Source organism: Rhodoferax sp. BLA1 (genome assembly GCF_013416775.1).
GTDB lineage: Bacteria > Pseudomonadota > Gammaproteobacteria > Burkholderiales > Burkholderiaceae_C > Rhodoferax.
The window spans coordinates 110,397-122,701 of record NZ_SZVI01000005.1 but is presented as its reverse complement, the minus strand read 5'-3'; the positions used below and the strand labels follow the sequence as shown (position 1 = coordinate 122,701).

Genomic DNA, 12,305 nt, shown 5'->3' with positions numbered 1-12,305 from the left:
CCTGGTTAAATAGCTATAAGCCCTTTATATAAAAGGGCTAGAGGCCAAAAATGCTTTGAAACCTTGGCGTTTATTCGTCCTCGCCACCCAGCAGGCCGCCAAGCAGGCCACCACCCAGCAAGGTGCCACCCAAGGCCGCACCACCGAGCACCGAGCCCTGCTCTGACGAGCGCCCACCCGCAGCCGGTGCTGAGGCGATGATGCGGTTGGCCAGCCTTGAGAGCGGCAGCGACTGCAGCCAGATCTTGCCCGGGCCGCGCAAGGTGGCAAAAAACAGGCCTTCGCCGCCAAACAGCGCCGATTTGATCTTGCCCACGTACTGGATGTCAAAGTCCACCGACGGCTGGTAGGCCACCACACAGCCTGTGTCCACCCGCAGGGTTTCGCCTGGGGCCAAGGTGCGCTCCATCAACGTGCCACCGGCGTGGATGAAGGCCATGCCGTCGCCATCGAGCTTTTGCATGATGAAGCCTTCACCCCCAAACAAGCCCACGCCGAGTTTTTGCTGGAAGGCAATGCCGAGCGACACCCCCTTGGCGGCGCACAAAAACGAGTCTTTCTGGCACAACAAGGTGCCTCCCAGTGCAGACAAGTCGATCGGCACAATCTTGCCGGGGTAGGGTGCGGCAAAGGCCACACGCTGTTTGCTGGAGGCGGTGTTCTGGAACACGGTGGTGAACAGGCTCTCACCCGTCAGCAGGCGCTTGCCCGCGCCCATCAGCTTGCCAAACAGGCCGCCTTGCTGGGCGCCGTCGCCAAACACCGTGTCCATCTGGATACCGGCCTGCATGTACATCATGACACCGGCCTCACCCACGGCCGCCTCACCGGGGTCGAGTTCAACCTCGACGTACTGCATTTCGTTGCCAAAAATCTCGTAGTCCACCACATCCATCGCCATTTTTCACTCCTTGAAACAGCAGCGCCACCCGGCCTGCCCGGGCGCAACGATAGCAAGATTTTTTGACAGCGCCACCCCATCTGGCGCAGGGGCAAGAATGAGCTCGCGCGGACACCAAAATGTCATTAAAGTGTCGTATTCTGGCGTGCTGGCACAGGACGTGCATGCCACCTGGCCTGAGTTTCACCCATCAACCCAAAGGACTCATCCATGAAAATCCGCTACACGTTTGTTGCTGCTGCTGTGATCGCGCTGGGCTGTGTTGGCCTGGCCCAAGCCCAGGAGAAAACCCTGCGTTTGCTGACCTGGGCCGACTATGCGCCCGCGGATGTGGTGGCTCAGTTTGAGAAGGAAACCGGCTACAAGGTCGAACTCACCCTATCCAACAACGAAGAGATGATCTCCAAGCTGCGCGCCACGGGTGGCGCCGGGTTTGACCTGGCCCAGCCCTCACAAGACCGCATTGCCGGCCCGCAAACCGAATTCGGCATCTACAAACCGATGGACCTGAGCAAGCTCAAGACCGAGCTGTTCATCCCCAGCATGTTGGATGCCACCAAGATCAACACCACGGTGGCGGGCAAGGTGTATGGCCTGCCGCACATCTGGGGCACCGACGGCCTGGTGGTCAACACCAAACTGGCCAAGATGGAAAACTACACCGACCTGTGCAAGGCCGAGTTCAAGGGCAAGGTGGCCTACCGCCTGAAACGCCCAACCCTGCTGGCTTTTGCCTTTGCTTCGGGCAAAGACCCGTTTGCGCTGTACAGCAACCCCAAGGCCTACACCGAACTGATGGATGAAGTGGGCAAGACCCTGACCGCCTGCAAACCCAACGTCAAGTTCTACTGGGACAACAAGGACCAACTGCTCAACGGCATGCGTGCTGGCGAAATTGTCGGCGCCATGATGTGGGACACAGGCGGCTGGAAGCTCAACAACGAAAAACCTGAGATCCAGTTCCTCGCGCCGAAGTCTGGTGCACTGGGCTGGATCGACACCTTTGCGATTCCCGCCAAAGGCAAGAACGACGCCGCAGCCTACGCCTGGATCAACTTCAACATGCGCCCCGAAATCGCCGCCAAGGTGGCTGGCTCGGCAGGCAACTTCACCGCGTCCAAGGGTGCGGACCAGCTGATGGACGCCAAGCTCAAGGCCCAGTTTGCGACCAGCTTCCCCGAAGCTGCTTTGAAGAACATCAAGTGGTACCCGGCCGTGCCCGCTGGCATTGAGGACATCGAAGGCAAGGTGCTCGACCGCATCAAGGCCGCCAACTAAAGTTGACGCTGCGGGCTGTGCCCGCACACCCTGCCAGGCCGGACATCCCCGGTGTGGCAGGGCCCTATTTGGATCTGGATGTGCGTTGGACCTGTCTTGACACCTTCCCCTCTACAAGCCAACCCGGCTGCGCAGCCTGACCTGCAAGCCACCCGCGTCGCCAAGCACTACGGTGCCTTCCGTGCGGTGGACGATTTGTCCTTCTCGGTGGCGCGTGGCAGTTTCTTCTCGATCCTGGGCCCCTCGGGCTGCGGCAAAACCACGCTGTTGCGCATGATTGCCGGCTTTTTAAGCCCGGACTCAGGCGAGATTCTGATTGGCGGCAAGCCGATGAACGGTGTGCCGCCTAACAAACGCCCGGTGAACATGGTGTTCCAGCACCTGGCGCTGTTCCCGATGATGAGTGTGGGTGACAACGTGGGTTATGGTCTGGCGCGTCGCGGGGTGGCCAAAGACGAGATCAAACGCCGCGTCGGAGACATGCTGGAGCGGGTCAGCCTGCCCGGCGCACAAAACAAACGGGTAGACCAGCTCTCGGGCGGGCAGAAACAACGTGTGGCGATTGCCCGCAGCCTGGTGCTGGAGCCGACGCTGCTGCTGCTTGACGAACCACTCGGCGCACTTGACCTGAAGCTGCGCGAACACATGAAGATCGAGCTCAAGCAGTTGCAAGCCGCTTTTGGCACCACCTTTGTCTACATCACCCACGACCAGTCCGAGGCGCTGGTGCTGTCTGACCATGTGGCGGTGATGAACCATGGCCGTTTTGAGCAGGTGGGCACACCGCAACAGCTGTATTACGAACCACAGACGCCGTTTGTGGCGGGGTTTGTGGGTGCCAACAACCGCCTGGCTGGTCACGCCACCGAGGTGAATGGCAACATGGTTACGGTCACCAGTGGACAAGGTCTGGTGATGCCAGCGCGCGCCATTGGCCAGATTGCCCGAGGTGATGCGGTCGAGGCCTTTGTGCGGCCCGAAGTTGCCCGCCTGGCGCGCCAGGCGGCGCTGCTGACCGATGCGGGTTTGCCCAGTTTTAACGCCCGGGTCGAGAGTTTGTTGTTTGATGGCGCCAACTCGGCGGTGTTGCTCACCGAAGCCCAGTCCGGCACCGAGTTCCGCATTGCCCTGCCACAGACCGGTGAATTTGCCGACCTGGCAGTGGGTGAAACCGTGTATTTTGGTTTTGACCCGCAACGTGCCGTGTGTTTTGCCGCAGGCACTACGGCCAATGAGCATGTCTTCAGCTGACCCCACCTCTCAGTCGCGCCATGTCGCGCGGCTGATGCTGATGCTTTTGCTGGCTCCGGCCTTGTTGTGGTTGCTTGGGCTGATTGTGTTGCCGCATGTGGAGCTGGGCATCTTGTCGATGCGCGCGCGCGTAGCGCCACGGGTGTACGAACCCAGCCTGGCGCAGTTCCGCACCTTTTTTGAAGAGCCGCTGTACTGGCACACCTTCATGCGCACCGCGCTGATGTCGATCGTGGCCACCGCTTTGACGCTCTTGATGGCCTTCCCGATTGCCTGGACGATTGCCAAGCTGGTGCGCGGCCACGCCAAGTCGATGTTGTTTGTGATGTGCCTGATCCCTTTCTGGGTCAGCGAAACCGTGCGCACCCTGGGCTGGATGATTCTGCTGCGCGAGTCGGGCGTGTTGCCCGCGCTGCTGGCCTGGATGGGGGTGACACCAGCGCCGGTGGAGCTGCTGTACCACGACGCCACCATCCTGGTCGGGCTGGTCTACACCTCGATGTTGTTCATGGTGATCCCGCTGATCAGCGCGCTGGAGAGCCTGGACGATTCCCTGATAGAAGCGGCCTACGACCTGGGCGGCAACGGCTGGTCGATCCTGCGCCAGATCGTCATCCCGCATGCGGCGCCCGGCATTGTGGCGGGTTGCATTGTGGTGTTCATGCTGACGCTGGGCAACTACCTGACGCCCACGCTTTTGGGTGGCAAAAACTCGCAGTGGTTCACCGAACAGATCTACACCCAGTTCATCACCCGGTTTAACTGGGAGCAGGGCGCGGCCTTTGGTTTCTTGCTGCTGGCCCTGAGCACCGCCATTGTCTGGGTTGGTCTCAAGCTCAGCGGTCAGAAATTTGGTGAAGTGATGCAACGCTCATGATCACCTTGGACACTTCAAAATCAATAGCTGGTAGCCCTTTAGATACGAGGGCTAGAGGCCAATTTCTCTTAAAACATGTTGGAGGTGCCGCGTGATTGCCTCCCTGCCCCGCCCGCTGTGGTTGCGCACCAGCACCATCGTTTATGGCCTGGCCTTTTTTGCGTTTTTATTCTTGCCGCTGGTGGTGGTGGCGGTCTTTGCCTTCAACGACGCACCTTACCCGGCGCCTCCCTGGCGTGGTTTCACGCTGGACTGGTTTGTCGGCCATGACGGTTCGGGGCGCACCGGCCTGTTTGCTGACGCGGCGATGCTCGGTAGCCTGTGGACCAGTGTGGTGGTGGCCTGCTGGGTCACTATCTTGTCCGTGTTGGTTGGCACCGCCAACGCGTTTTTGATCGAACGCACCCAGTTCCGTGGCAAACAGGCGCTGAGTCTGCTGATGCTGGCGCCGCTGGTGATTCCGGGGGTGATTCTGGGTATCTCGATCCTGGCCTTTGCCAGCCGCATTGCCAACCTGGCTGATGATTTGTGGGGCCTGGAGCTGGAGTTTCTGCGCCCCGGCCTGCCGTTGGTGGTGCTGGGGCAGTTTTCCTACATCGTGTCGATTGCCACGCTGACCATCACCGCGCGCCTGAAACGCTTTGACATCACCCTGGAAGAAGCCGCCTACAACCTGGGTGCGTCACGCCTGGCGGTGTTGTGGACCATCACCCTGCCCTACCTCAAACCCGCGCTGATCGGCTCGGCAGCGATCTCGTTTTTGATGAGTTTTGAGAACTTCAACACCACGCTGATGTTGGTCGGCTCCGACTCACCGCTCACCGTCATGATGTATGGCCGGATGCGTGAAGGCGCCACGCCGGTGCTCAACGCGGTGAGCCTGCTGCTGATGGTGGCCTCCGCCGTGCTGGCGTTGACTTTGATGCGGGGCAACAAGCCCGGCACCTCCAACAACACCCACTGACGGACATCAAGCGCGGTTCAGGCCGCTTTGTCCAGCTGGGTAATCGGTGGGTGTGAGAGCAGCCATGGCAGGCCGTTTTTGGGTGCTGCGCCTGTGTTCCTGGTCGTGTTGAACGCGCACACTGTGTGTGCTGCCGTGGACTGGGCGACTGGCTTGGCCGCAGAACCACTGTCCATCCAGTCCAGCCACTCTGCCTGCCAGTTGGGGGTGTGGATGGGTTCTTGGCTGTTGGTCGTCTCTGGCCAGGTGTCGACCTCGTTGTCGTCTGCCGCCACTCCTAAAGGCTGATGGGCTGCCTCTAGCCAGTCGGCCATCCAGGTCGGGGTGTCCAGCGCTTGCTGGCGTTCCAGAATCTCTGGCCATTCCAGCCAGGCACGTTCAGCCACCACTGGGGTGAGCATGGGTTTCAAATTCACAAATGCGTTCATGACGAACTCCTGGCAAAGGGCGAAGTTGCCTTGTCTGAACAGGTCAAACACAAGGGCAACGGGTTGTGTGGGTCAGCCGTCAGCACCACGCAAGGAACGGCTGGTAAGCGAATACGATGGCCGAATGTAGTTCTGTTGCTGCACCGCAGCAAACTATCATTTATGATGCTCACCCTTAGTTTTATTTAGCCTGCCGCCCACCGGCTGGACCCCCACCGTGGTTTACCGACTCCCCGCCCTGTCCACCTTCCGCACCTTTGAGGCGGCGGTGCGTCACCTCAGCTTTGCCAAGGCCGCAGCCGAGTTGAACGTCACCCCGGCGGCAGTCAGCCAGCAGATCAAGAAGCTGGAGTCTTACCTGGGTGTCGCACTGTTCCAGCGCGGCCCCAACGCACTGACGCTGACCGACGACGCCCAGGCCATGTACCCCAAGATCCGCGCCGGGCTGGACCAGTTTGCGGCCGGGGTGGAACTCACCCAACACCATGCGCAGCGTGCGCTGCATGTGACGGCCCCACCGGCTTTTGCGGCACGCTGGCTGATTCCCCGGCTGGGCCGGTTTTCAGCCGCGCACCCTGATGTGCTGGTGCGCATCACCAGCCTGATTGGCAACATCGATGAGCCAGACGGCGTGCTGGCCCAGTCCAGCCACCTGATCGACCCACGCAGCGAAACCAGCGAGGTGGCGATCCGGTTTGGTAACGGGCGCTACCCTGCCTACCAGGTCGAACACCTGTTCACCCCGGACTTTGTGGTGGCTTGCCGCCCCAGCCTGTGTGTGGGTGAGCTGGCGCTGCGGCAGCCGCAGGACCTGAGCCGGCATGTGCTGATCCACGACGACTCGACCCGCGAGGTGGTCTCCATGCCCAACTGGCAAAGCTGGCTACTCAAGGCCGGTGTCAGCGGTGTGGATGTGGCGCGTGGCCTGCGGTTTTCAAACGCCATCCTGACCTTGGAGGCCGCGCTGGACGGCCAGGGTGTGGCGTTGGTCCAGCAACAGCTGATCGAGGCCGATGTGGCCAGCGCCCGGCTGGTGATTCCGTTTGCGACCAGCCTGCCTTCACACTACGCCTACCACCTGGTGTCTGCCAAAACCGCCACCACCCAGCCGGTGGTGCTGGCCTTTCAGCAGTGGCTTCGGCAGGAAGTTGGCCAGGATCACACCTAGTGAAAGCCTCCTGAGGGTTTGTTGGCGGTGCGATACTTTGAAGCAGATCGCTGCAGAAGTCTTCAAGAGGAGTGCTCGCTGTGAATGGTGCTGAATCTCTGGTCCAAACCCTGCTGTCCGGTGGTGTGAACGTCTGTTTTGCCAACCCTGGCACCTCTGAAATGCACTTTGTCGCGGCGCTGGACGCGCATCCCGACATGCGTTGTGTGCTCTGCTTGTTTGAAGGTGGTGCCACTGGTGCGGCCGACGGTTATTTCCGCATGAGCGGTGAGATCGCCGCGACGCTGCTGCACCTGTCGCCCGGCCTGGGCAACGGGTTTGCCAACCTCCATACCGCCCGCAGGGCGGGGTCCGGCGTGCTGACCATTGTGGGTGACCACGCCACCCACCACATGGCTTATGAGAGCCCCTTGAAGGGCGACATCCCCGGCCTGAGCCGCAGCATCGCCCATTGGACCCGTGTCAGCCCCGACGCGGCCAGTGTGGCCCCTGACGGCGCACAGGCCATGGCGGCGGCGCGGTCGCACAACGGCCAGCTGGCCACCCTGGTGCTGCCGGCCAACACCGCCTGGCAGGAGGCCACGGGGCCTGCCGCAGCCGTGCCACCGTCGCCACTGATCCGCCCCGACCTGGCCCGCATCCAGGCCGCCGCCCACACGCTGCAGTTGCCGGGTGCCGCCCTGATGGTGGACGGCCCCACACTGCATGGCGACCTGGGTATGCTGGCCGCGCGGATCGCCAAAAAAACCGGCGCCCGCCTGATTGCACCGTACCTGGCCGCCCGCATCCGGCGCGGTGCCGGTGCCGTGGCCTTTGAGCGGCTGGCCTACGGTGTGGATGACAACGCGGCGGTGCTCAAAGACGTGCGGCACATGGTGCTGGCCGGGGCCCAGCGGCCCACCAATTTTTTTGCCTACCCCGGCAAACCCAGCCTGCCCGAAGCCCCCAACACCGCCGTGTTTGACCTGTGCAGCCGCAGCATGGATGTGGGCTACACCCTGAACACGCTGGCCGAGTGTTTGGGCATCACCACCACTGACCCCTACGACTGCTGGCCGCAAGCCCTGCCCGCCTTGCCAAGTGGTCCGATGAACATGACACTGATTGGGCAGGCTTTTGCGCACCTGCTGCCCGAGAACGCCATCGTGGTGGACGAGAGCATCACCCTGGCCCGTTTTTTCATGCCGCCCACACAACAGGCACGTCCCCATGACTGGTTACACACCACCGGTGGCGCCATCGGCTTTGGCCTGCCCAATGCGGTGGGGGCGGCCCTGGCCTGCCCGCAGCGCCCGGTGTTTGTGCTCACGGGCGACGGCTCGGCCATGTACACCTTGCAGGCGCTGTGGACCATGGCGCGCGAGCAGTTGCATGTGGTCACCATCGTGTTTGCCAACCGGGGTTACCAGATCCTGCGTGGTGAGTTGGCCAACGTGGGGGTGACCCAGGTGGGCCGCAACGCCCTGCGTATGCTCGACGTGGAGCAGCCGCAGCTCGACTGGGTCAAGCTGTCCGAAGGCCATGGTGTACCCGCAGATCGGGTCACCGATGTGGACGGTTTTGTGGCCAGCTTGCGTGCGGCCATGGCCAAGCCCGGCCCGCACCTGATCGAAGTCGTTTGCCCGGTGTGACGACGCTTGGGCCGCGTGCGTATGACGCGGCTTGGACCTTGTCCGCAGCGCCCTGGCGGACTGCCACCGGGGGCGCGCTTTGTGCCTGTTTTCTCAGTACATTAGCCCCATGCATATAACAACCCTGACCGAATCCCAGCAGCAGGCACTGCTGTCTGCCGCCCGCGCCGCCCAGCTCAAGGCCTATGCGCCGTATTCCCACTACCCCGTTGGCGCCGCCGTGCTGGACGACCTGGGCCGCATCCACGCGGGCTGCAATGTCGAAAACGCCGCCTACCCCGAGGGGGTGTGCGCCGAAGCCTCGGCCCTGAGCGCGATGGTGCTGGCGGGCAGCACCCGCGCCCGCGCCGTGCTGGTGGTGGGCAACGGTGGCAAAAATCATAGCGCCTGGACCACACCATGCGGGGGCTGCAGGCAAAAATTGCGTGAATTTGGCGCGCCAGACCTACCCGTGTTGTGCGCCAATAACGAAACCACCGGCCCAAGCTACACGCTGGCGCAGTTGCTGCCCGAGGGTTTTGGGCCCGATCACCTGGGAGCCCAAGCATGAACGCGCTGAGCACGATTCAGGCACGCGCCGGTCAACTGCAACCCCGCATCGCCGTGGTGCTGGGTTCAGGCTGGGGCGGGCTCACCGAGCACATCAGCAACGCCATCCAGATCCCCTACAGCGAGCTGGAAGGTTTTCCGCAGCCCACCGTGGCAGGCCACAGTGCCATGTTGTGGCTGGGCCACATCGGCGTACAGCCGGTGGTGGTGATGAGTGGGCGCAAACACGGTTATGAGACCGGCGCAGTGGACGGCATGGCGCTGCCGCTGCAGGTGTTGCAGGCGCTGGGTTGCCACACCCTGGTGCAAACCAATGCCGCGGGCAGCCTGCGGCTGGACATGCCACCGCAGAGCCTGATGCTGGTCAGCGACCACCTGAACCTGCCGCAGCGCTCACCCCTGGTCGGGCTCACCGGCAACCAGCGTTTTGTCAATATGGTGGACGCCTATGACCCTGAGCTAAAAGAGCATGCAGCCCTGATTGCCAAAGGGCAAGGCGCTACACTTTTTAAAGGTGTGTACGCCTGGCTGCTGGGCCCGCAGTTTGAAACCCCGGCCGAGATTCGCATGGTGCAAGGCCTGGGCGCGGACGCCGTGGGCATGAGCACCGTGCCAGAAACTATCCTGGCGCGTTACCTGGGCCTGCGTGTGCTGGCGCTGTCCTTCATCACCAACTACGGCGCCGGCCTGTCCACCGAACACCTGAGCCACGCCCACACCCTGCAACAGGCGCAGGAAGGCAGCGCGAAAGCCAGCCGGTTGCTGGCGGACATCATTGCGGCGTTGCCGTGAGTATCCCGTTTATGACCCCCTCCATCCGCCGTCCCCAAATATGTGTTCTGGGCAGTGCCGAGCCGGGTTCTGCCGCTTATGAACTCGCCGCTCAGGCCGGGGCGCTGCTGGCGCAGTTGGGCATCACGGTGGTGAGTGGTTGTGGCAGCCCGGCGACACGGGTGGCGGCTGAGCGGGCGATGGGTGCGGGTGGGCTGGTGGTCAGCATCGTGCCGCCGGACCAAATGCCTGCGCCGGACTGGCCAGCCACCGTGGTCATTCCCTGCGGCATGGGGGACGCGCGCAACCTGCTGATGGCATTGGCCGGTGATGCCTGCATTGTGATCGGCGGGCGCGCTGGCACGATTTCGGAAGTCTGCCTGGCCTGGTTGCACAAACGGCCTTTGCTGCCGTTGGTGGGTTGTGGGGGTTGGTCCAACGACCTGCCCAGCAACCCGCCGGACGAACGGCAGAATTCACCAATCTTGCCCTGGGGCTCCATGGCTGAGCTGGAAGCCCAGTTGCGCGAGCTGGGCCTGGTGCCAGCCTAGTTTCAAGGCGCCAGCACCCGAATCTGCAGCAGACGTTGGCTGTTGGCGGCGGCCTGGCTGCTGTACACCCCGGCCTGCGGCGCACTGCCGCTGATGGCCACGGTGACCCATTGGCCCAGCGGTGCATTCACCGTGGTGACCAGCTGGCTTTTGCTCTGGTCGGGCAGCTCGGTCCCGGTGCGGTGGCCGACACTGGTCGACTGCACGTCGATGTCCAGGCGCACCGGCTGTTTGCCACCGGGCCAATGCGGCTGCACCTGCAGGCTCTGGCCCGCTTCCAGCCACACCAGACCGTTGGTCACGCCACCACCCGTGTTGGATGCAGACACGCCGGGCGCCGACATCGAAGCGCTTTGCACCGATACCGATTGCACCCACTGCATCGGCATGGACTTGGACACATGGAAGCTGGCTTTTTCGCCATTACGCACGCTGACCGTTTGTGCCGTCATCAGCGCCTCACGCGTTGTGCTGGCCGAGTAGCCCCCTTCATTGCCAGCCTCCACCTGCCGCACGTCCACAATCAGGTTGCGCTGGGGCAGTTGTGCATAAGCTGGCAGGGCCAGCAGGCAGGTCAGGCCAAGCCCAGTGATGCAGTTACGTCTGGGGTGGTTCATGTGAAGCCTGTATTGTTCTTCTGGCGGGCTCAGCTGCCCGCCACATTCACCACCACGCGCCCGCGGACTTGCCCCTGCAACAGCTCGGCGGCAACGTCAATGGTCTGGTCCAGTCTGATCTCACGGGTCATGGCTTCCAGCTTGCTCACATCCAGGTCACGCGCCAAGCGCTCCCAGGCTTGCAAACGCACAGCCAGCGGTGCCATCACACTGTCAATGCCATAGAGCGTGACACCACGCAGGATGAAGGGCGCCACCGTGGCCGGGAAGTCCATGCCACCGGCCAGCCCGCAGGCCGCCACTGCGCCGTTGTATTGGGTGGTGGCGCAGGCATTGGCCAGGGTGTGGCTGCCCACGGTGTCGATGACACCGGCCCAGCGCTCCTTGCCAATGGCTTTGCCCGGCGCCGACAACTCAGCCCGGTCCATGACTTGGGCTGCACCCAACGCTTTGAGGTAGTCAGATTCCGCCAGCCGTCCGGTAGAGGCCACCACGGTGTAGCCCAGTTTGGCCAGCAAGGTGATGGCCACACTGCCCACACCACCATTGGCACCAGTGACCAGAATCTCACCGTCGGCGGGTTTGATGCCATGGCGCTCCAGCGCCAACACACACAACATCGCGGTGTAACCGGCGGTGCCAATGGCCATGGCCTGACGCTCGGTGAAGGCGGCGGGCAAAGGCACCAACCAGTCACCCTTGACCCGCGCCACCTGGGCCAGACCACCACAATGCGTTTCACCCACACCCCAACCGTTGAGGACGACCTTGTCACCCACCTTCCAGGCCGCATGGCTGCTTTGGGTGACGGTGCCAGCGAAGTCGATACCCGGAATCATCGGGAAGCGACGCACCACGGGCGACTTGCCGGTGATGGCGAGGCCATCCTTGTAGTTGAGGGTGGACCAGGCCACCTTCACCTGGACATCACCGTCGGGTAACACCGACTCGTCGATGGTTTGAAGCTGAGCCTGGTAGCCCGCGTCGCCTTTGGTGATGAGAATGCCTTTGAACATGCTGTGCTTTCCTTGATGCTTGGTACTTGATACGGCGCTATTGTGCAGGTTGGCGGCTGGTGGGATGTACATCAGCGGTACCAGTTGTTGCCTTTACCGGGATGGTGGATAGATGGGTGCTGTATTGACCAATCCTTTTGGGGTGGTGAGCGGCTGGGTTGCAGCGCAAGCAGCCAATTGACTCAGCAACATGGGTAACGACTCTTTGCCGTCCGGCCATCGTTCAGCGAAGGTGATGAAGTAGTAGTGCGAGTTCGGAAGCCTATCCTGGATAGGCTGGTCGATTCACAGCTGCTGCAGTAT

At 62.4% G+C, this 12,305-nt stretch carries 13 protein-coding genes; 9 read left to right on the top strand and 4 right to left on the bottom strand.

Annotated features, from left to right (window positions below):
* Positions 1–70 precede the first annotated feature (70 nt).
* Entirely contained in the window at positions 71–901 is an 831-nt protein-coding gene (locus tag FDG13_RS06220; protein WP_078364832.1) for a TIGR00266 family protein, read from the bottom strand.
* A gap of 210 nt (positions 902–1,111) precedes the next feature.
* Here FDG13_RS06220 and FDG13_RS06215 point away from each other — a divergent pair, with 210 nt between their 5' ends.
* The 4 genes from FDG13_RS06215 to FDG13_RS06200 all read left to right on the top strand — a co-directional run bounded on the left by FDG13_RS06215 (position 1,112) and on the right by FDG13_RS06200 (position 5,271).
* Positions 1,112–2,179, top strand: a complete 1,068-nt coding sequence (locus tag FDG13_RS06215) for an extracellular solute-binding protein (RefSeq protein WP_180125940.1) — start codon at positions 1,112–1,114, stop codon at positions 2,177–2,179.
* A 96-nt stretch (positions 2,180–2,275) separates the two neighbouring features.
* On the top strand, positions 2,276–3,430 hold the full coding sequence (locus FDG13_RS06210; RefSeq protein WP_370528173.1) for an ABC transporter ATP-binding protein: 1,155 nt from the start codon (positions 2,276–2,278) through the stop codon (positions 3,428–3,430).
* Positions 3,417–4,307 (top strand): ABC transporter permease, encoded by an 891-nt coding sequence (locus FDG13_RS06205; RefSeq protein ID WP_180125938.1) that lies wholly within the window; start codon positions 3,417–3,419, stop codon positions 4,305–4,307. Before FDG13_RS06210 ends, FDG13_RS06205 begins: the two co-directional genes overlap by 14 nt.
* Before the next feature lie 91 nt (positions 4,308–4,398).
* A complete protein-coding gene (locus FDG13_RS06200) occupies positions 4,399–5,271 on the top strand; it encodes an ABC transporter permease (RefSeq protein ID WP_180125937.1) in 873 nt (290 codons plus the stop codon).
* A gap of 17 nt (positions 5,272–5,288) precedes the next feature.
* On the opposite strand, the gene FDG13_RS06195 is transcribed toward FDG13_RS06200, so the two are convergent.
* Positions 5,289–5,699, bottom strand: coding sequence for a hypothetical protein (locus FDG13_RS06195; protein ID WP_180125936.1), 411 nt, complete (start codon positions 5,697–5,699; stop codon positions 5,289–5,291).
* Positions 5,700–5,916: 217 nt separating this feature from the next.
* Between FDG13_RS06195 and FDG13_RS06190 the strand changes: the two genes are divergently transcribed.
* The 5 genes from FDG13_RS06190 to FDG13_RS06170 all read left to right on the top strand — a co-directional run bounded on the left by FDG13_RS06190 (position 5,917) and on the right by FDG13_RS06170 (position 10,369).
* Positions 5,917–6,867 (top strand): LysR substrate-binding domain-containing protein, encoded by a 951-nt coding sequence (locus FDG13_RS06190; protein WP_180125935.1) that lies wholly within the window; start codon positions 5,917–5,919, stop codon positions 6,865–6,867.
* 80 nt (positions 6,868–6,947) lie between these two features.
* The gene (locus FDG13_RS06185; protein ID WP_180125934.1) at positions 6,948–8,498 is read left to right on the top strand and encodes an acetolactate synthase large subunit; all 1,551 of its coding nucleotides are present in this window, start codon (positions 6,948–6,950) and stop codon (positions 8,496–8,498) included.
* A gap of 109 nt (positions 8,499–8,607) precedes the next feature.
* Positions 8,608–9,048: a cytidine deaminase gene (gene cdd / locus FDG13_RS06180; protein ID WP_180125933.1), complete on the top strand. Its 441-nt coding sequence runs from the start codon at positions 8,608–8,610 to the stop codon at positions 9,046–9,048.
* Positions 9,045–9,839 (top strand): purine-nucleoside phosphorylase, encoded by a 795-nt coding sequence (locus FDG13_RS06175; protein ID WP_180125932.1) that lies wholly within the window; start codon positions 9,045–9,047, stop codon positions 9,837–9,839. The genes cdd and FDG13_RS06175 overlap by 4 nt, the downstream gene beginning before the upstream one ends.
* Before the next feature lie 11 nt (positions 9,840–9,850).
* Positions 9,851–10,369 (top strand): Rossmann fold nucleotide-binding protein, encoded by a 519-nt coding sequence (locus FDG13_RS06170; RefSeq protein WP_180125931.1) that lies wholly within the window; start codon positions 9,851–9,853, stop codon positions 10,367–10,369.
* Between the two features lie 2 nt (positions 10,370–10,371).
* Here the strand turns inward: FDG13_RS06170 and FDG13_RS06165 are convergent, their stop codons facing one another.
* On the bottom strand, positions 10,372–10,986 hold the full coding sequence (locus tag FDG13_RS06165) for a hypothetical protein (RefSeq protein WP_180125930.1): 615 nt from the start codon (positions 10,984–10,986) through the stop codon (positions 10,372–10,374).
* A 29-nt stretch (positions 10,987–11,015) separates the two neighbouring features.
* Positions 11,016–12,002 carry an MDR family oxidoreductase gene (locus tag FDG13_RS06160; RefSeq protein ID WP_180125929.1) on the bottom strand — a complete coding sequence of 329 codons (987 nt, stop codon included), beginning with the start codon at positions 12,000–12,002 and terminating at the stop codon, positions 11,016–11,018.
* Positions 12,003–12,305 lie beyond the last annotated feature (303 nt).